Raw genomic sequence first — 19,417 nt, 5'->3', positions numbered from 1 at the left:
GTCACCGGCCGGGAGCGAACTCAATGAACACAATGGTGACCGCCACCACCGCGGGCTGCATAGTTCCGTGCTGAGCCGCGCCGGGAGGGCGCGCCGTCCCCATTGGAGGCAAGGGTGCCGACAACGCAATCCGCCGACGCCACACCACGGCGCAGCGACCGGATGCACTACCTGTATCTCGCGGTCGTCGCCGCCGTCGTGCTCGGCATCATCGTCGGGTTCGCCGCCCCCGCGTTCGCCAAGGGCCTCGCGCCGCTGGGCACCGGGTTCGTGAACCTCATCAAGATGATGATCTCCCCCATCATCTTCTGCACGATCGTGCTCGGCATCGGTTCCGTCGCGAAGGCGGCCAAGGTCGGCAAGGTCGGGCTGATCGCCATCGGCTACTTCCTGGCGATGTCCACAGTGGCACTGTTCATCGGGCTCGTCGTGGGCAACGTCCTGCACCCGGGTTCGGGGCTGCACCTCAACCCCGCCGACGCGGCGAAGGCGCACCAGCAGGCGACCGGCGGCGAGGGCAGCACCGACTTCCTCCTCGGCATCATCCCGACGTCGCTGCTGTCGGCGTTCACCGCGGGCTCGGTGCTGCAGACGCTGCTCGTCGCGCTGCTGGTCGGGTTCGCGCTGCAGAAGATGGGTCCCGTCGGACAGCCGATCCTGCGCGGCATCGAGCACCTCCAGAAGCTCGTGTTCCGGGTCCTGTCGATGATCATGTGGGCGGCGCCGGTCGGCGCGTTCGGGGCGATCGCCGCGGTCGTCGGCAGCACGGGCTGGGCGGCGCTGAAGAGCCTGCTCGTGGTGATGCTCGGGTTCTACGTGACGTGCCTGCTGTTCGTGTGCGTCGTGCTGGGCGCGATCCTGTGGTTCGGGGCGCGGATCAACATTTTCAGCCTGCTGCGCTACCTCGCGCGGGAGTTCCTGCTGATCGTGTCGACGTCGTCCTCCGAGTCGGCGCTGCCGCTGCTGATCGGGAAGATGCAGCACCTGGGCGTGAGCCGGTCGGTCGCCGGGATCACGGTGCCGACGGGGTACTCGTTCAACCTCGACGGCACGGCGATCTACCTGACGATGGCGACGCTGTTCGTCGCGTCGGCGCAGGGCAGCCCGCTGTCGATCGGCGAGCAGATCTCGCTGCTGGTGTTCATGATCATCGCGTCGAAGGGCGCGGCGGGCGTGAGCGGCGCGGGCATCGCGACGCTGGCGGGCGGTCTGCAGTCGCACCGCCCGGACCTCGTCGGCGGGGTCGGCTTCATCCTCGGCATCGACCGCTTCATGTCGGAGGCGCGCGCGGTGACGAACTTCGCGGGCAACGCGGTCGCGACGGTGCTGATCGGCTCGTGGACGAAGGAGTTCGACCGCGAAAAGGCGGCGGAGGTGCTGTCGGGGCGCGATCCCTTCGACGACACCGCGCTGCGCGACGACGAGCAGCCGGAGGCGGTGGCGGAGCCGCGCGAGGAGAAGGCGCTGGTCTGAGGTTTTCGCTGACCGCCGCCCGCCCGGGTTTTCCGGGCGGGCGGCGTCGTCAGGTCAGGAACGCGAGCAGGCCGAGGCGGCCGCGGCGCATCATCAGCGCGTGGTTGAGCCGGAACAGCGGGCGGGCCACCGGGGCGAGGCCGCGGAGCAGGGGCTTGGTGGCCACCACCTCCTGCGTGATGTCGAGCCGCGTGCCACCGGGCCGGGCGAACAGGCGCGCCGCGAGGGAGCCTTCGAGGTCCCCGTCGAGGTGGACGCGCAGCCGCCCGGCGGACTCGTCCTGCTCGGCGCGGTGCAGGCGGATGACGAGGCGGTAGGGCAGGCTCGCCTGGCAGACCAGCTCCGCGGTGTCGGCGTCGACCTTGCGGACGGAGCGCACATCCGGCCACCACCGCGGGTAGTGCTCCAGGTCGACGACCGCGTCGAAGACGGCGTGCCCGGGAGCGGGCAGGAACCAGGTGTCCCGGAACCGGTAGTCGTTGAACCGCACGGAACCAGTATGCGCGCCCGTCACTGAGTGTCCGATGAGGACGGTGGGCGGGCGGTCGCGCGGGCGCCGGTGGGCGTGACGGCGAACCACGAGCCGCCCGAGCCCTGACCGGCCGCCTCGCCGGGGGCGGTGTCCTTGAGGGAGCGGTAGAGCGGCCAGCCGCCGAGGGTCACCTGCTGCGTGCCGTCGCGGCGGGTGGTGGTGCTGATCAGCGTCCGGTCGAGGCCCTGGATGGTGACGGTGACCCCGGCCGCGAGCAGCGGTGGCCAGAGCGCGGCGCACTGGTCGTAGCAGTGCGAGACCGAGGGCTGCGCGGTGTCGGCGTCGAAGCGGTAGAGCGCGTGGCCCTGCACGTCGGTGACGATCGTGCCGAAGCCCGGCGTGTCCGTGGCATTGAGGTCGGCCGGCGGCGGAGCCGGTCCGCTGCCCCGGGCGCACCCGGCGAGCACGAGCAGCCCGAGGACCGTCGCGGCCGGGCGGAGCAGGACGGGCTTCACGGTGGGAGCACGTACGCCGGACCGCGGTGGTTCATGGCGGCCTCCCCGCCTTGGCGGAGAGGCCACCGCTCGCTCACGCCGACGCCGGCGGTTGGCGGCAGCCGCGCGCCACCACTCCGCCCCGGGACCGGAGAAGCCACCGTCCCGCGGCGTGGAGGAGGCCGCCGCTGGTCAGGCGTTCGTGAGCACCGTACGCAGGAACTGGCCGGTGTGGCTCTCCTCGACCTCCGCGATCTCCTCCGGCGTGCCCTCCGCGACGACCGTGCCGCCGCCGGAACCGCCCTCCGGGCCCATGTCGATGATCCAGTCGGACGTCTTGATCACGTCGAGGTTGTGCTCGATCACGATGACCGTGTTGCCCTTGTCCACCAGGCCGTTGATCACGCCCAGCAGCTTCCGGATGTCCTCGAAGTGCAACCCCGTGGTCGGCTCGTCGAGCACGTACACCGTCTTGCCCGTGGACCGCTTCTGCAGCTCGCTGGCGAGCTTCACGCGCTGCGCCTCACCACCCGACAGGGTGGGCGCGGGCTGGCCGAGCCGCACGTAGCCCAGGCCCACGTCGACCAGCGTCTGCAGGTGCCGGTGGATCGCCTTGATCGGCTCGAAGAACTCCGCGGCCTCCTCGATCGGCATGTCGAGGACTTCCGAGACCGTCTTGCCCTTGTAGTGCACCTCCAGGGTCTCCCGGTTGTACCGGGCGCCCTTGCACACCTCACACGGCACGTACACGTCCGGCAGGAAGTTCATCTCGATCTTGATCGTGCCGTCGCCCGCGCACGCCTCGCAGCGCCCGCCCTTGACGTTGAACGAGAACCGGCCCGGCTGGTAGCCGCGCACCTTCGCCTCGGTGGTGGCCGCGAACAGCTTCCGGATGTGGTCCCACACGCCGGTGTACGTCGCCGGGTTGGACCGCGGGGTGCGGCCGATCGGCGACTGGTCCACCCGCACCAGCTTGTCCACCAGGTCGAGCCCGCGCACCCGCGTGTGCCTGCCCGGCACCTGCCGCGCGCCGTTGAGCTTGTTGGCCAGCACCGTGGCCAGGATGTCGTTGACCAGCGTGGACTTCCCCGAACCGGACACACCCGTGACCGACACCAGGCAGCCCAGCGGGAACGACACGTCGACCCCGCGCAGGTTGTGCTCGCGCGCGCCCACCACGGTGAGCCTGCGCTTGCGGTCCACCGGCCGCCGGATCTCGGGCACCGCGATGCCGCGCCGCCCGGACAGGTACTGCCCCGTCAGCGACTCCTTGCTGCGCAACAGCTTCTTGTACGGTCCACTGTGGACGACGTGGCCGCCGTGCTCACCCGCGCCCGGGCCGATGTCGACGACCCAGTCGCTGGAGCGGATGGTGTCCTCGTCGTGCTCGACGACGATCAGCGTGTTGCCCAGGTCGCGCAGCCGGGTCAGCGTCTCGATCAGCCGGTGGTTGTCCCGCTGGTGCAGCCCGATCGACGGCTCGTCCAGCACGTACAGCACGCCGACCAGGCCCGACCCGATCTGCGTCGCCAGCCGGATGCGCTGCGCCTCGCCACCGGACAGCGTGCCCGCGGCCCGGTCGAGCGACAGGTAGTTGAGCCCCACGTCGAGCAGGAAGCGCAGACGCGCCTGGATCTCCTTCAGCACCGCGCCGGCGATCATCTTCTGCCGTTGCCCGAGCCGCAGCCCGTCGAGGAAGTCCGACGCCTCCTCGATGGACAGGGCGCAGACCTCGGCGATGGAGCGGTCGCCGTACTCGGCGTGCTCCAGCGTGACCGCGAGGATCTCCGGCTTGAGGCGGGTGCCCTGGCACGCCGGGCACGGCACCTCGCGCATGTAGCCCTCGTAGCGCTCGCGCATGTACTCGGACTCGGTCTGGTCGAGCCTGCGCTCCAGGAACGGGATGACGCCCTCGAAGTTGGCGTAGTACGAGCGCTGGCGGCCGTACCGGTTGCGGTAGCGCACGTGGACCTGCTCGTTGACGCCGTGCAGCACCGCCTTCTGCACCTTCGCGGGCAGCTGGCGCCACGGCGTGTCCATGCGGAACCCGACCGCCTCCGCGAGCGACTCCAGCAGCCGCTGGAAGTAGTCGGCGCTCTGCCCGCCCGCCCACGGCGCGATGGCACCCTCGCCCAGCGACAGCTCGTCGTCCGGCACCACCAGCTCCGGGTCGACCTCCTTGCGGATGCCGAGACCCGTGCACTCGGGGCAGGCGCCGTAGGGCGAGTTGAACGAGAACGACCGGGGTTCGAGGTCCTCGATGGTGAGCGGGTGGCCGTTGGGGCAGGCCAGGTTCTCGGAGAAGCCGCGCACGCGGTGCGCGTCGTTCTCCGGCAGGTCGACGAACTCCAGCTCGACCAGCCCGTCGGCCAGCCGCAGCGCGGTCTCGACCGAGTCGGTGAGCCGCTGCTTCGACGACGCCTTGACCGACAACCGGTCGACCACCACGCCGATGTGGTGCTTCTCCTGCTTCTTCAGCTTCGGCGGGTCGGTGAGCTGGTACACCTGCCCGTCGACGCGGGCACGCGAGTAGCCCTGCTGCTGCAGGTTCGCGAACAGGTCGAGGTACTCCCCCTTGCGGCCGCGCACCACGGGCGCCAGCACCTGGAAACGGGTGCCGGGCTCCATTTCGAGCACCTGGTCGACGATCTGCTGCGGGGTCTGCTTGCTGATCGCCTCGCCGCACTGCGGACAGTGCGGCTTGCCGGCGCGGGCGAACAGCAGGCGCAGGTAGTCGTAGACCTCGGTGATGGTGCCCACGGTGGAACGCGGGTTGCGCGAGGTGGACTTCTGGTCGATCGACACCGCCGGGGACAGGCCCTCGATGAAGTCGACGTCCGGCTTGTCCATCTGCCCCAGGAACTGCCGCGCGTACGCCGAAAGCGACTCGACGTAACGCCGCTGGCCCTCGGCGAAGATCGTGTCGAACGCGAGGCTGGACTTCCCGGACCCGGACAGGCCGGTGAACACGATCAGGCTGTCCCGGGGCAGGTCGAGATCGACGCCACGGAGGTTGTGCTCGCGGGCGCCGCGAACAACGAGGCGATCAGCCACGCCAAGGTCCCTTCGCTGGAGATTCCGGCCGTATGAGACCGGCCGCGACCATGCTAGGACGGACCACCGACAGAAACGGGCGCCGGACCGTTCCCCGCAGCCGAGTGCTCGGGCGGAAGCAGGTCGTCCGGCGCGGATCGGGGCGATGGGGCCGTCCGGCGCGGTCGGGTCAGCCGGTCGTGCACCGGCCGTTCAACCAGTGTAGTGAGGGCCCAGCCGGCGAGGACGGCCGCGCCGAGCACGAGGGGCAGCCGCACCCAGCCGGGCACGCCGGCGTCGAGCAGGATCCGGGCCAGCACGTAGCCCAGCTCCTGGTGCAGCAGGTACACGCCGAACGAGATGCCGGCCAGCCAGGTGAGCGCCGGCGCGAGGGGGCGCAGGAACGTCCAGTCCGGACCCTTCGCGGCGGCGCAGATCGCGACGAGCATCACGGCGAAGCCGAGGTCGGACGGCAGCCGCGCGGGGTCGGTCGGCAGCGCCACGTGGTCCGGGTACAGGTGCAGGTCCTGCGCGACGACCACGGCCGCGAGCAGCAGCGTGAGATGTGCGCCACGCATCCGGCCGCGCGCCCACAGCCAGATCGCGATGCCCGCGGCGAACGCGTGCATCCGGTGCAGCCCGAGCCCGAAGACCACGCCGAACGCCCAGGGCGCGGGGTTGTGCACGCCGATCACCACGAACCGGACGAACCACGGCAGCACGACCATGCCCCACGCCAGCAGCTGGACCCGCCGGTCGCCGCGCAGCCAGGGCGCGCGGGCCCACAGCAGCGCGGCGCCGCTGAACACGAGCAGCTGCACCGGCAGCGTCCAGTACGAGCCGTCGAGCCAGATGAACGACTGGTCCCAGCCCTGCACCATGAACAGGTTGATCAGCAGGTCCTTGCCGACGGGCACGTACCACGACGTCTTCCACGCCACGCCGTCCGAGGTGGGACCGAAGAGCGTGGCGAACCAGCCGCTGCCGAAGCCCTGGCCGTTGAACACCGCGCCCGCCATGCGCATCACCAGGTAGGTGATCAGCACGGCGACCAGGTACGGCGGCACGAGGCGCGCCACCTTCCGCCACAGCCAGCGGCGGGTGCCGCCGCGGCGGACGGTCTGGCACACGAAGTAGCCGGAGATGACCATGAGCGCGGCGGCGCCGAACTGGGCGGTGATCCGGAACGGGTAGTCGGCGAGCTCGGGGTGGGCGAGCGGACCCTGGTGGGTGATGTGGCCCAGCATCACCGCGAACACGGCGACGACGCGGACGGCATCCCAGCTGATCCTGCGCTTCGGGGGACGGGGCACGGGCTTCCTGGCTTGATCGACTTACGGCAACGGGAAACGAGGCTACGTTGTGAATCTGAGACCAAGCTGAACGGGTGGAACGGACCGCAGCGCGACGACTACGGTGTGCCAGGTGAACGTCGTGGAGGACTACACCGGGCACGTCGAGCCGGGCGGGGACGCCGCTCGCCGCACGCTCGGGGCGCTGACCATCACCAAGCTGTCCGTCGGGCCGATGGACAACAACACCTACCTGCTGGTGTGCCGGGCGCAGAACGAGGCGCTGCTGATCGACGCGGCCGCGGACCCGGACCGCATCTCGGACCTCATCGGTTCCGGGCCGGACAGGCCCGCGCTGCGCACCGTCGTGACCACCCACCAGCACGGCGACCACTGGCAGGCGCTGGGCGCGGTGGCCGGGGCGAACGGTGCGAACACGGCGGCGCACCCGCTGGACGCGGGGCCGCTGCCGGTGCCTCCGGACTTCCTGGTGGAGCACGGGGACACCCTGACCGTCGGCGACTGCACCCTGGAGGTGATCCACCTGCGGGGTCACACGCCCGGGTCGATCGCACTGCTCTACCGCGACCCGGAAGGGGGACCGCACCTGTTCACGGGCGACTCCCTGTTCCCGGGTGGCGTGGGAAAGACCACCTCTCCGGATGATTTCCGCTCGTTGATGGACGACGTGGAGTCACGGGTGTTCGACGTCCTGCCCGACGAGACGTGGTTCTACCCGGGTCACGGGGACGACTCGACGCTGGGCGCGGAGCGCCCGAAGCTGGCGGAGTGGCGCGAGCGGGGCTGGTGAGCTGAGCGGCGGGCAGCCTCGGCGCGTGGAGCTGCTGCCGTTCGACGAGTACGTGCGGTCGCTCGACCGCAAGCGCATGTCGGCCGGCGTGCTGTTCCACGACGCCGAGGGCCGGGTCCTGCTCGTGGAGCCCTCCTACCTGCCGTCGACGCCGCAGAGGCGCCGTGGGCCGCCGCCCGGCGCGAGGTGCGCGAGGAACTGGGCCTGGACCGCGCGTTCCCCCGGAGATCGTGTCCGCCGGACTGTTCGACCTCGATGCCACGCCCCCTTGCCGCCTTTACTCGCGGCACGGGTCGCCGTCGCGCTGCGGGCCGCTCAGTCCGGCGAGCTGGTGCTGTGCGTTGGCGGCACGCCGATTTCACACCCGGCCTGAGTCAGGCCGCTTCCCCCAGTTGCCACTGCCAGCCGTCGGTGTCGAGGAGACCTCCGGCGGGCGCCAGGCGGACCTTGCCGTGGATGTTGTGCGCGTCGAGCACGATCGTGGCCTGGTACGTCCTGCCCGGCTCCAGGCCGAGGGGCAAACGCTTGCTGTCGGGCAGGCAGCCGTACGTCGGCGAGCTCGCGATCGAGTCGCCGTCCTCCACCGTGCCGTCGGGGCCGGCCACCGAGAAGTACAACGGGTTGAACAGGTTCGACGCGTACAGCCCGGTCATCGTGGGCGCCGTCCGGATGGACATCTCCAGGAACAGGAAGTGCCCGTTCTCCGCCTTCTGCGCGTACGGCGCCGTGCACCGGCCGTTGACGGTGATCTTCGTGACCGTGAACTCCACGTCGGGACCGCCGGTGCTGTCCGGGCTCGTGAAGCTGGTCTTCTCGCCGACCTTCGTGTCCACCATGCGCGGCACCCGCTTCCGCGTCGGGGACGGCACGAGCGGGTTCAGCGGGGGCGTCACCGGGCTCAGCGTCATCGAGAACGTCGGCTGCTGCGACGTGTGGTGGTGCGACGCGGCGGTGGTGAAGCCGATCACCGCGGCCACCGCGGCCACGCCGAGCCGGATCAGCAGGCGGGTGCGCCACCTCCTCGACGGAGGAGGGGAAGGTGGCTGCCACGGCGGCGGGGGTGGGAAGGTCACGACTGCCCGTTCCGGTTGTTGATCATTCCACGGGATGAGTCGCCACCGGAACGGCGGTTGTTACGGCTGGTGTTGTTACATTCTCGGCGTGGGGGAAGTGTTCGTCGAGATCTACACCGACGGGGCGTGCAGCCCCAACCCCGGCCCGGGCGGCTGGGGTGCCGTGCTGCGCTACGGCGGGCACGAGCGCGAGCTGCACGGCGCCGATCCCGGGCCCACGACGAACAACCGCATGGAGCTGATGGCCGCCATCCAGGCGCTGGAGACCTTGAAGCGGCCCTCGGCGGTGCGGCTCTACACCGACAGCACGTACGTGCGCAGCGGTGTGCTGTCCTGGCTGCCACGCTGGAAGGGCAACGGCTGGCTCACCTCGGCCCGGCAGCCGGTCAAGAACGCCGACCTGTGGCGCCGGCTGGACGCGGCGCTGACGCGGCACGAGATCGAGTGGCACTGGGTCAAGGGGCACAACGGTCACCCGGACAACGAGCGCGCCGACCGGCTGGCCGTGCGAGGCGCGAAGGAGGCGGCGAAGCTGCCGCCCGCTCCCCCGCCGCCCCCCGCCCCGGTGGTCGTGGAGGACGACGGCGCGCTACCACTCGCGGTCACGCGAGTGGCGCCAACGGCGGGAAGCGAGGGGCCCCATGCGGCGGGGGCGGGCCTCGCCTACCCGCCGGAGCGGAGGTAGGCCGAGCGTGTTGACCGGGCGAACCGCCGCCCCGTCGACCCCGCCCCAACCCGCCGCGCCACCCGCCAGGGCATGACCACGCACGAGCTGACGCCCATCGCGTGGGCGGAGGTCGCGCCCGGTGAGCTGGAGCCCTGCGAGTGGTGCTGCACCGTCGACTGGGTGCGGCGCCACCGCCGCTGAGTCAGCCCACCGCCAGCCCCAGCGCCTCCAGGCCCGGGAAGCGGTTCCGCCGCAGCTCCGGTTCCGTGTACCGCACGCACTTGCGGTGCCACTCCAGAATCCCCGACATCCAGTTCTTCAAATGGTCCGCGTGCGCCAGCAGCGCCTCGCGCGCGGGGCCGGACAGCTCCAGGTCCTCGAACAGGTTCGGCAGGTCGTTGGCGAGGATGTGCTCGAACTGCTCCATCCGCGCCCGCATCAGTTTCGCCACCACGTCCGCCGCCTCGGTGCGGGGCGCGCCGAGGAAGTTCTCCACCACCAGCACCATGTTGTGCAGCTCGCCCTCGTACTCGATCTCCTTCTGGTACGAGAACAGGTCGTTGAGGAAGCACGCGTAGTCCTGCGCCGCGGTGTCCAGCTCGTGCAGCACGCGGTTGCGGAACAGCTCCGGCGGCAGGACGTCGGCGTGCGCCAGGCGCGCGAGGCTCATCGTCATGTCGGAGCCGAACGTCCGGCGCCGCATCTCCACGTAGTCCACCGGGTCGGGGATGCGGTGCTGTGCCTGGTTCCACAGCTCCCAGACCCAGCTCTGCACCATGTCCTCGACGGACTTCCGGAACGCGCCGCGGTACCGCTCGCTCATCGGGCCCGCCGTGCGCTGCCACAGGTCCGCCAGCCCGCGCTCCAGCGGGTTCGACGGTGGCGGGGTCTCCCCCGCGTCGAGCGGCATGAACAACGACAGCCGGTCCGTCAGGTGCTTCGCCGCGGGGATGTTGCGCGTCGCGCCGAAGAACACCGGGTAGTAGTCGTCGCCGTAGGTGCCCCACGTCAGCCAGTCCGTGGACAGGTACAGCTGCTCCGGCGTGGCATCCGAGTGGATCATCGACGCACAGTGGGCGAGGTCGAGCCCGCGGTAGCGGCGCTCGTTCCAGACGCTCCCGTCGAGCATCCCCATCTCCCGCGCCCAGCCGACCGAGTACTCCCGCGCCGCGTCGAGGTGCGGGCTCATCCGGATCGGGAACGGCATGTACAGCTCCGGTACGGGCAGCGGCCCGACGGGCTGGTGCGGGAGGTGCGCGTGCTGGCGTGCTTTTCCTTTGATCCCAGGGGCGAACGACAACCGGCCGGAGGACGTGCCGAGTCCGGTCGGGCCGCTCAACGCGGAGTTCGCCGCGGCGCCCTCGTTCATGTACCGGCTGGAGCGCGCGTGCCATTCGTGTCCGCCGGCCTGCCAGTCCTGCAGTCCCTTCACGTACGCCGCCACGCCCGCCTGCTCGTGCGGCGGCACCGCCTGGTCAGCCAGCAGCGCGGGCACCTCCGTCAGCGCGGTGTTCTCGAACTGCTGCAGCCGGGAGGTCAGCAGGTCGTTGACGAGCTCCGCCGCCTCCTGCGTGGGCAGGTCGAGGAACCGCTCGAACACCAGCACCGCGTTGGAGTTCTCGCCCTCCTCCTGCACCTCGCGCTGGTAGGAGAACAGGTCGTTGCGCAGGTGCACGGCGTCGGCGAAGGTGTCGGTGAGCACCTGGATCTGCCGCGTGCCGGCCAGCTGGTCCGGCACCTCGGCGCCGACGGCGTACTCGACGAGGTTCGCCGACCACGGCGCGCCGCCGACCTTGCGCCGCATCTGGATGTACTCGATCGGGTTGGCGATGCGGCCGCGGTCGATGTTGTCCAGCTCCCACAGGGATTCGACCATCAGGTTGTGCGTGCTGGTGACGAACCGCCGCCGCCAGCCCTCCGACATCGACGGCACCGTGCGCTGCCACAGGTCCTTCAGGCCCGCCTCGCCCGCGTTGGTGACCTCCGGCGGCTCGTCGGTCATGAACAGCTCCAGCCGGTCCAGGTACGCCTTGGCGCCCTTGAGGTCCCGGGAGTACTTGTACTGTTCGAGGAAGTCGTCGTCGAAGAAGAACACCCACACGTACCAGTCGGTGACGAGGTCGAGCGCGGGCCCGTCGCAGTCGGGGTGGGTGTAGGCGCACATGAGCGCGTAGTCCATTTTGGCCAGCCGGTCGGCGTCCCAGACGAGGCCGCCGTCCGGAGTGGGCGCGTCGAGCATGCCCATCTGCCGGGCCCATTCCTCGCTGTGGGCGCGGGCGCGCTCCAGGTGCGGGTTGAGGCGGGCCGGGTACGGCAGGTAGAAGTCGGGCAACGTGAAAGCCTGCATGCCGTCCGACGCTTCCAGCCCGGGCCCCGCTCCGGCGACGGCCATTCCGGCGGGACCGGCTACCTGTCCGACTGAACGCGGAACCACGCAGAGTGCGTGCGCAACGGCTTCCGGCTGTCCCGAGCGTCGTCGCCGGGTCCGGAAATCCGGCGCCGAGCAGGGCGGCTCACCCGCTCGGCACCTGGTCGCCCGTTCGGCTCAGCGCAGGAACTCCGTCAGCATCGGCGCGAGCAGCTCGGTGCGGCGCAGGACGTCCGCGTGCGTGGTGCCGGGCAGGACGGCGAGCCGGGAGTCCGGGATGAGCGCGGTCATGGCGAGCGCGTGGTCGAGGCGGACGAAGTCGTGGTCGCCGAACACGAGCAGCGCCGGCACCGGAATGCCGCGCAGCGCGTCGTCCGGCCAGCCCGGCATTCCCGCCACGACCGCGGACAGTTTTCCCTGGAACTCGGCGAAATGGGCGGGATCGGGGGCGACGCGCGCGTACGCCTCGCTCATCTCGCGGAAGTCGGCCTCGGTGGGCAACCGCGTGGAGGTCGCGAACAGCGCCGGATCGCGGACGTCGTCGTGGTAGCCGTCGGGCCGCGATGTCGGCGGTGTGCCCGTGCCCCTGCAGCTCGACGCCGATCACCTGATGACCTGCCAGTCGCGGCAGGAGCGCTCCGAAGGACAGGTCGAAGGTGTGCAGGCCGCCGTGCAGCAGCACGACGGGCCGGCCTTCACCGTGCACCTCGTAGTAGAGCTTCAGGCCGTTGATGTCCGCGTAGTCACCCATGCGAGTGCAGACCGGGCGCGGGCCGGAAACTCACCGGCGTTGCAGGATTCCCCGGACGTACGCGGCCTGCCCGGCGTGCTGCAGGTCGTCGGACAGGACGCTGACCAGCCGCACGGCGAGGGTGACCGGCGGGTCCCAGTTCTCGTCGACGACGCGGTCGAGCTGGGACTCCTCCAGCCCGCGGAGCCAGGCGACGGTCTGGTCGTGCACGGCGTCGTGGTAACCGGTGAGCAGTTCGGCGGACGCGCGCACGGCCTCGACGTCCTTCTCGCTCTGGCCGTAGCCGGTGGCCTCGGGGCCGAAGGGCAGGGCGAAGCGGTCGTGCCAGCCCTGCTCGGTCCACACCTGCGGCGCGGCTTCGAGGTCGGCGAGGTGGTCGTCCTGCACGCGGGTCAGGTGCCACACGAGCCACGCGATCGTGTTGGCGCCCTTCTCCGGCGGGGTGGCCAGCTGCTCGTCGCTCAGCCCCCGCACGGCGCTGTGCACGACCTGCTGGACGCGGTCGTAACCGTCGATCACGAGATCGGCAAGAGTCATGGCCCCCAAGTTAGTCCCGCGCGATCGTTCCCGCCGCGACGAGCTGGACGGCCACGAGCACGGCGACGGACTGCGCGGCGAGCACCCCGATGAGCACCAGGACCTGCGTGATCCCGGCCTGCAGCGGGCTCGCGCCGCCGAGCAGGACACCGACGTACGCGCCGGGCAGGGTGACCAGCCCGACGGTGCGGGTCTGGTCGAGGGCGGGGATCAGGGCCTGGCTCGCGGAGGGGCGGCAGATCTCCAGCGCGGCGGCGCGGGGCAGGAACCCCAGCGCCAGCGCGGCTTCGTACTCGCCGTGGCGGGTCCTCAGCTCGTCGAGCGCGCGCCGGGCGGCCTGGGAGGTGGCGGACATCGCGTTGCCGGTCACGATGCCCGCGATGGGCACGACGGCGATCGGCCGCCACGGCACGACGCCGGTCGCCAGGACGAGCGCCAGCACGGGCAGCACCCCGGCACCGATGGCGGCGGCTGTCTGCGGGACCCGTTTGGGCACGCCGACGCGCCGCGCGGACGTCACGGCGGCGACGGAGAACATGAGCAGCACGAACAGCGCGGTGAGCCACCCGGTGCGCAGGACGGCGGTGATCACGAGCGACACGAGGGCCAGCTGCAGCACGGCCCGCAGAGCGGCGGTGACGACGGCGCGCGCCTGCCCCAGCTCACCGAGCCACAACACGACCCCGCCGAGCGCGACGAGCGCCACCAGCACCACGCCGAGCATGGGCCCGAAGGCGATCGTCGCACCGGTCACGGAGAGATCCTCGACGACAGCACCGACGCGACGTGCACCCGGTCCAGGTTCGCCCGGTGCGGCGGGGGCGCCGAGATCAGCTCAGTGACTTCGAGCAGCGGACCATGCCCTGCGGAGCGTCCACCGACGACGTGCTCACCGGCGTGCCGTCGACCCAGATGCGGCAGCCGAGGCTGCCCGGGCCGGCGTTCTGCGCCGTCAGGCTGAAGTACTCGCTGCCGCCCGCGGCACCCGTGTGCCGCACCGTCGTGGACCACGGCGCGGTCGCCTGCGGGACCTGCTCGATGTCCGCCCCCTGGCCGACGTAGGTGATGTTCCGCGCGGTCCCCTTGCCGGTCAGCTCGTACGTCACCACATGCGTGACGGCCGTAGCCACCGGTGGCGCGGCAGGCACCTCGGGGCCGGTGAACGTCGACGGCGCCGGCGCGCCGGGGCGCTGGACCGCCACCAGCACCGAGACGACCCCGACCGCCAGCACGACTCCGAGCCCGGCCAGCAGCACGACCGTTCCGGACCTCAGCCTCCGCCTGGACGCGGGGCCTACCGCGGGGACTACACCCATGGCAGGTCTTCTCTCGACTCACCGCGCTTCCGCCAAGCGCGTCAACTACTACTCGGGAGAAGAGTACGAATCGTTACCCACGTGACGACCAGGTGTCTCTTTTCACTCGGACGGGGTAGGCACACGGAGCTCGCGCTGTCGCTTCGTGATCGCACGCTCACGGAACGCCCCGGTCGGCGGCCTGCTGACGATCCGCGAGGAAGTGCATCGTGTCCTTTGTGGACGGATACAACCCTCGGTAGTGGGCGTAGAACTCCTCGTACACGGCTCCGCGCGACTCGTCGGGCCGCACGGTGGCCGACACCGGGTTCCACTTCCCCGCGTCGGGCTCCAGGCCGATCGCGACCGCGGCCAGCACGGCGTCCCCGAGCGCCGCGCCGATGGTCTCGGCCGGCACCTGCTGCTCACTGCCCGTGACGTCGCTGACGATCTGCGTCCACAGCCCGCCCTGCGTGCCGCCGCCGACGGCGACCAGCCGCCGCGCCTCGCCGCCGGACGCGTGCATCGCTTCGAGGTTGTGCCGCACCCCGTACGCGATGCCCTCCAGCGCCGCCCGGTACAGCTCGCCCAGCCCGTGCCCCGTGGTCAGCCCGGCGATCACGCCGCGGGCGTCCGGGTCGAACAGCGGCGTGCGCTCGCCCGCGAAGTACGGCAGCAGCAACAAACCCCGGCTGCCCGCGGGCACGGCCGCCGCCTGCCGCACCAGGTCCGCGAAGTCGCCGCCGACGAGCTTGCGCAGCCACTCGGTGATCGCCCCCGACGTCGCCATGCCCGCGGCGAGCGAGTACGTGCCGGGGAACGCGCCGCACGTGGTCCACAACCCCTGGTGCGGCCGGGGATCCGCGAGCACCTGGACGAGGAACATCGTGGTGCCGTACATGACCATCGTGTCGCCCGGGTCGGCCACGCCGACGCTGGCGGCCTCGGCCCACGCGTCGACGGTGCCCGCGGTGACCGGAAGCCCTTGCGGCAGACCGGTTTCCTCGGCTGCCGCGGCGGTGACCGTGCCCGCGACCTCCGTCGGCCACAGCAGCCGCGGCAGCTCGACGCCGGGCGCGACGCGCTCCGCCCAGTCCGCCGCCCACCCGCCCGCACGCAGGTCGTACATCGGGTCGCACTGGCTCGCCGAGTGGTGGTCGAGCACGTACTCCCCGGTGAGCCGGTGCACGAGGTACGAGCTGGCCATGAGGAACAGCTTCGTGCGCTCGAACACCTCCGGCTCGTGCCGCGCGAGCCACCGCCACTTCGGGCCGACCGCCTGGGACGAGAGGGCCGTGCCCGCACGCTCCAGGATCGCGTCCGCGCCCAGTTCCTCCGTCAGCTCTTCGATTTCCCGCTGCGCCCGCGTGTCGACGCCGTACAGGATCGCGGGCCGCAACGGCTTTCCCCCGCCGTCCGCGGGCAGCAGCACGGGACCGATGCCACTGACCGCCAGGCCCGCCAAGGACCGGCCCTCCGAAGTCAGTTCCCGGCACAACCACACGAAGTCCTGCCACCACACGGATTCCGCGTCGTGCTCGACCCAGCCCGGGTGCGGGTACGACGTGCTGTGCGCGCGGGAGGCGCGGGCGACGATCTCGCCGCGCGGCGTGACGAGGACGCCCTTCGAGCTGGCCGTCCCGATGTCGATGCCGAGCAGCAGCCCGCGCTCAGCCACGGGTCCACTCGTCGAGCCGGACGCCCAGCAGCGCGGCGGCGGCGCGCAGCTCGGCGCGGACGTCGCCGGGCACGGCGTGGATGTGGTTGGCCCCGAACTTCGACAGGAACGTCTCGCCGGGCACGTCGAGGCGTGCGAACGCGTGTGGCCACTCGGGGGTGGACTGGTTCACCAGCTCGGTGTTCGTGGCGTCGTCGTAGCTTTCGAACTCGCCGAGCATCAGCTGCAGCCGGTACTCGCCGGACTCGCGGGTGAGCCTGCCCAGCGTCATCTGCCCGGGCGCCGCGATGTGCTGCACCGACGCGCCGCCCGCGGGGAAGAAGAACACCTCGGGGTAGAAGTGCACCTTCGCCAGGTTCTCCGCCGGGTCGTCGCTGCGGGCGGCGAACCAGGTGGCGTGCTGGCCGGAGTTGCACAGGTCCCAGATGTCGCGGTCGGCGTGGTAGTGCCGGACGTCGGCGAACAGCACCGGCGTGCCGGAGATCCGGTGGAACAGCTGCATGGTGAGCGCGCCGTCCATGTCCGCCTCGGTGGCGGTGACGTGCACGTCCTTCGGCCCGTTCCAGTCGTACGGGTCGTTGAGGAACGCCTCGGTGACGTCCATGGTCGCGAAGTGCTCGGTCAGCTCGGGCTGGCCCTTGATGCCGGAGAAGTCCAGCCCGCGCTCGGCGATGATGTCGCGGATCGCGAGGTACGAGCGGATCTGCCGCTCCAGCAGCTCCGGGGTGAGCTTCTTGCCGTCGTAGTGCACGCCCGCCGCGTGCGCCTCGATCCACTCCCGCGCCTTGGCGGCCTCGCCCGCGTCGGCCAGCTCCGCGCGGCGGACCAGCTCGTACTGGTCGATCTCCTCGACGTCGACGCCGAACTGGCGCATCCACTGGTCGGTGTTGGCGACGGCGGTGTTCATGCCCATCGGGCGGCCACCGAAGCGGCCGAACGTGGAGCCGCGCAGCGATGCGACGGCACCGGCGGCACGAGCCTGTGCGCCGATCTTCTCGACCAGCTCGGCCTCGTCGGGCGCGCCCCACAACCGGGTGTGCGTGCGCCCGATCTGGTCGAGCGCCCCGCCCGCGGCGAGCATGCCGACGAGCCCCGGCTCCGTCGGGTCGGTGCTGGCGACCAGGACCAGCGGGCTGCGCGTGGCGTCCGCGGCGAGCATCGTGAAGTGCGGGAAGCTCCACACCGCGTAGTAGAAGACGGTGACGTCGACGTCCGCGGCGGCCACCTCCCGCGCCACGGACGTCGCGAGGACGTTGCTGGACACCAGGTCCGGCCCCGGCACCACGTCGTGGCCCGCCGCGACGAGCGAGCGGACCAGAGCGTCCTGTTTGGACTGGATGAAACCGGCGTTGCGGGCGTGCACATGGTCACGCCCGTCGGAAATGCTGACTACGCCGATGCGGGCCACGCTGCCTCCTGATGCGGGTAATCGATTACTCGGGACGCTATGCTTTCGCGGACGGCGCTGTCAAGGGCGCCGGGAAGGGAGGGGTCGCCGTGGCGACCATCAGCGACGTCGCCAGGCAGGCGGGCGTCTCCACGGCGACCGTGTCGAGAGCCCTCAACGGGAAGTCCACAGTGGACCCGGCGCTGGTGGCGCGCGTGCGCGCCGCGGCCGAGGAGCTCGGCTACCACCCCAACGGCCTGGCCAGGAACCTGCGGCGGCAGGAGACGGCGGTGCTGGCGCTGATCATCTCCGACGTGGAGAACCCGTTCTTCACGTCCATCGCGCGCGGGGTCGAGGACGTGGCCCAGACCGCGGGCTACTCCGTGGTGCTGTGCAACTCCGACGAGAACGCCGACAAGGAACAGCGCTACATCGACGTCGCGCTGCAGGAGCGGGTGGCGGGCGTGGTGCTCTCCCCCACCGACGTCTCCTCCAGCGTCGAACGGCTCCGCCACCGCGGCACCCCGCTCGTCGCGGTCGACCGCCCGCTGACCGAATGCGACCAGGTGCTCGTGGACTCGCGGCTCGCCGCGCGGCAGGCCACCGAGCACCTCATCGGCGCGGGCTACCGGCGGATCGGCTGCGTCACGGGCCCGGCCGGCATCCGCACGGCCGACGACCGCCTCGCCGGCTACCGCGACGCGCTCGACGCCGCGGGCCGGGACCTGCGGCTGGAGCGGCGCGGCGAGTACCGCGCGTCCGGCGGCAGGCAGGCGACCGAGGCGCTGCTCGCCGAGTCGCCGGACGCGCTGCTGGTGGCCAACAGCGCGATGGCGATCGGCGTGCTGGAGGCGCTCGGCGAGGCGGGGCTGCGGCTCGGCCGGGACGTCGGCGTGGTGGCGTTCGACGACGTCCCGTGGGCGACGCTCATCGACCCGCCGCTCACGGTGGTCGCCCAGCCGGCCTACGAGATCGGCGCCGCGGCCGCACGCCTGCTGCTCGCGCGGATCGCGGAGCCGTCGCTGCCCCCGGCCGCGACCATGCTCGAGGCCCGGCTCATCGAACGCGGCAGCACCCAGCGCGCTACTTCCCCTCGTTGAGCTTGGCGTACACCTGGGCGGCGTTGTCCTTGGTGACCAGCTGCGTGCTCAGGGTCTGGGTCTTGGGCACCTGCTGGCAGTCGATCAGCAGCTTCTTCGCCGCGTCGATCGCCTCCTTGCCCCCGGTGGGGTAGATGAAGGTCGCCGACAGCCGTCCGGCCTCGACGGCCTTGATGCCGCCGGACTCGATCGGCAACCCGTCGATACCGGTGATCGGCAGGTCGGCGCGCCCGGCGTTCTGCGCCGCGATCCGCGCGCCCTCGGCCATCGGGTCGTTCTGCGAGTAGATCGCCTGGATCTCCGGGTGCGCCTTGAGGATCGCGTCCGCCTGCTGCTGTCCCTTGTCCCGCAGCCAGTCGCCGTCCTGCGTGGCCACGATGTCGATACCGCTGCCCTGGATGCCCTGCGCGAACCCGTCGCCGCGCTCCTTCGCCGGTGTCGAGCCCGCGAGCCCGCGGATCTCGGCGATCTTGCCGCCGTGCGGCAGCAGCGTCTTCGCGAAGTACTGCCCGGCCTGCCTGCCGATGTCGACGTTGTCCGCGCCGATGAACTCGGTGTAGGCGTCGCCGTCGACCTTGCGGTCCAGCACCAGCACCGGAATTCCCTTGTCGTAGGCGCGTTTCACCGGCGCGGTGAGCGGGGTCGCCTCGTTCGGGCTGATGATCAGCAGGTCCACCTGCTGCGTCACGAAGTTGTCGACCTGCTCGACCTGCTTGGAGTTGTCCTGCGCCGCGTCGGCGAAGTTGACCTTGAACTGCGGCACGGCAGCGGCCGCCGCGCGGATGTCGTCGTCCATCCGCTGCCGGTAGGGCTCGGCGACGTTGGCCTGGCTCATGCCGATCGTGTAGCTGCCCCCCGGACCACCACACTTGCCCGGTGAGCTCGGGCCGCCCGCACCGGTGTTCTCGTGCGTCGTCCCGCAGGCGGCCAGCACGACGCAGGCGCCGAGGACGATGGCTGACTTCCTTGTCATACCAACCCCATCT

General features: G+C 71.2%; 17 protein-coding genes and 1 pseudogene. 5 read left to right on the top strand and 13 right to left on the bottom strand.

All coding sequences use genetic code 11. The features are described 5' to 3' along the window. The first annotated feature begins 162 nt into the window (after positions 1-162). Positions 163-1,473, top strand: coding sequence for a cation:dicarboxylate symporter family transporter (locus FHX82_RS16820; protein WP_145938818.1), 1,311 nt, complete (start codon positions 163-165; stop codon positions 1,471-1,473). Between the two features lie 49 nt (positions 1,474-1,522). Here the strand turns inward: FHX82_RS16820 and FHX82_RS16815 are convergent, their stop codons facing one another. The 4 genes from FHX82_RS16815 to FHX82_RS16800 form a co-directional block, all read right to left on the bottom strand. Further along, positions 1,523-1,963, bottom strand: a complete 441-nt coding sequence (locus tag FHX82_RS16815) for an SRPBCC family protein (protein WP_145938813.1) — start codon at positions 1,961-1,963, stop codon at positions 1,523-1,525. Positions 1,964-1,983: 20 nt separating this feature from the next. Next, on the bottom strand, positions 1,984-2,460 hold the full coding sequence (locus FHX82_RS16810; protein ID WP_183176676.1) for a COG4315 family predicted lipoprotein: 477 nt from the start codon (positions 2,458-2,460) through the stop codon (positions 1,984-1,986). Positions 2,461-2,631: 171 nt separating this feature from the next. Beyond that, positions 2,632-5,493, bottom strand: a complete 2,862-nt coding sequence (gene uvrA / locus FHX82_RS16805) for an excinuclease ABC subunit UvrA (RefSeq protein WP_145938815.1) — start codon at positions 5,491-5,493, stop codon at positions 2,632-2,634. Positions 5,494-5,546: 53 nt separating this feature from the next. Beyond that, on the bottom strand, positions 5,547-6,785 hold the full coding sequence (locus FHX82_RS16800) for an acyltransferase family protein (RefSeq protein ID WP_229881488.1): 1,239 nt from the start codon (positions 6,783-6,785) through the stop codon (positions 5,547-5,549). A gap of 112 nt (positions 6,786-6,897) precedes the next feature. On the opposite strand from FHX82_RS16800, the gene FHX82_RS16795 reads away from it, so the two are divergent. Next, positions 6,898-7,575: an MBL fold metallo-hydrolase gene (locus FHX82_RS16795; RefSeq protein WP_145938816.1), complete on the top strand. Its 678-nt coding sequence runs from the start codon at positions 6,898-6,900 to the stop codon at positions 7,573-7,575. A 25-nt stretch (positions 7,576-7,600) separates the two neighbouring features. Next, a complete protein-coding gene (locus FHX82_RS38210; protein ID WP_308431623.1) occupies positions 7,601-7,948 on the top strand; it encodes a hypothetical protein in 348 nt (115 codons plus the stop codon). A gap of 1 nt (position 7,949) precedes the next feature. Here FHX82_RS38210 and FHX82_RS16785 read toward each other — a convergent pair whose 3' ends face one another. Then, entirely contained in the window at positions 7,950-8,648 is a 699-nt protein-coding gene (locus FHX82_RS16785) for a hypothetical protein (RefSeq protein ID WP_183176741.1), read from the bottom strand. Positions 8,649-8,745: 97 nt separating this feature from the next. Between FHX82_RS16785 and rnhA the strand changes: the two are divergent. Then, positions 8,746-9,177 (top strand): annotated as a pseudogene (gene rnhA, locus FHX82_RS16780) (ribonuclease HI); the annotation flags it as partial. Positions 9,178-9,517: 340 nt separating this feature from the next. Here rnhA and FHX82_RS16775 read toward each other — a convergent pair. The 7 genes from FHX82_RS16775 to FHX82_RS16745 form a co-directional block, all read right to left on the bottom strand. Then, positions 9,518-11,662: a terpene synthase family protein gene (locus FHX82_RS16775; RefSeq protein ID WP_145938778.1), complete on the bottom strand. Its 2,145-nt coding sequence runs from the start codon at positions 11,660-11,662 to the stop codon at positions 9,518-9,520. Positions 11,663-11,860: 198 nt separating this feature from the next. Continuing rightward, positions 11,861-12,184 (bottom strand): alpha/beta fold hydrolase, encoded by a 324-nt coding sequence (locus FHX82_RS36545; protein ID WP_221216131.1) that lies wholly within the window; start codon positions 12,182-12,184, stop codon positions 11,861-11,863. A gap of 280 nt (positions 12,185-12,464) precedes the next feature. Further along, positions 12,465-12,971: a mycothiol transferase gene (locus FHX82_RS16765; protein ID WP_145938762.1), complete on the bottom strand. Its 507-nt coding sequence runs from the start codon at positions 12,969-12,971 to the stop codon at positions 12,465-12,467. A 10-nt stretch (positions 12,972-12,981) separates the two neighbouring features. Further along, positions 12,982-13,725, bottom strand: coding sequence for an ABC transporter permease (locus tag FHX82_RS16760; protein WP_145938763.1), 744 nt, complete (start codon positions 13,723-13,725; stop codon positions 12,982-12,984). 76 nt (positions 13,726-13,801) lie between these two features. Continuing rightward, positions 13,802-14,227 carry an MmpS family transport accessory protein gene (locus FHX82_RS16755; protein ID WP_229881490.1) on the bottom strand — a complete coding sequence of 142 codons (426 nt, stop codon included), beginning with the start codon at positions 14,225-14,227 and terminating at the stop codon, positions 13,802-13,804. A gap of 217 nt (positions 14,228-14,444) precedes the next feature. Further along, a complete protein-coding gene (locus tag FHX82_RS16750) occupies positions 14,445-15,944 on the bottom strand; it encodes an FGGY-family carbohydrate kinase (RefSeq protein ID WP_145938765.1) in 1,500 nt (499 codons plus the stop codon). Further along, positions 15,937-17,352 carry an L-fucose/L-arabinose isomerase family protein gene (locus FHX82_RS16745; protein ID WP_145938766.1) on the bottom strand — a complete coding sequence of 472 codons (1,416 nt, stop codon included), beginning with the start codon at positions 17,350-17,352 and terminating at the stop codon, positions 15,937-15,939. Before FHX82_RS16745 ends, FHX82_RS16750 begins: the two co-directional genes overlap by 8 nt. 89 nt (positions 17,353-17,441) lie before the next feature. Between FHX82_RS16745 and FHX82_RS16740 the strand changes: the two genes are divergently transcribed. Further along, positions 17,442-18,431, top strand: a complete 990-nt coding sequence (locus FHX82_RS16740; RefSeq protein WP_145938767.1) for a LacI family DNA-binding transcriptional regulator — start codon at positions 17,442-17,444, stop codon at positions 18,429-18,431. Here FHX82_RS16740 and FHX82_RS16735 read toward each other — a convergent pair. Continuing rightward, the gene (locus tag FHX82_RS16735) at positions 18,415-19,404 is read right to left on the bottom strand and encodes a substrate-binding domain-containing protein (protein WP_145938768.1); all 990 of its coding nucleotides are present in this window, start codon (positions 19,402-19,404) and stop codon (positions 18,415-18,417) included. The two genes, FHX82_RS16740 and FHX82_RS16735, sit on opposite strands and share 17 nt — an antisense overlap. Positions 19,405-19,417 lie beyond the last annotated feature (13 nt).

Origin of the sequence: Amycolatopsis bartoniae, assembly GCF_014191255.1 — a bacterium.
Lineage (GTDB): Bacteria > Actinomycetota > Actinomycetes > Mycobacteriales > Pseudonocardiaceae > Amycolatopsis_E > Amycolatopsis_E bartoniae.
The sequence above is the reverse complement of the archived record's forward strand: the minus strand, read 5'-3'. Positions and strand labels throughout refer to the sequence as shown.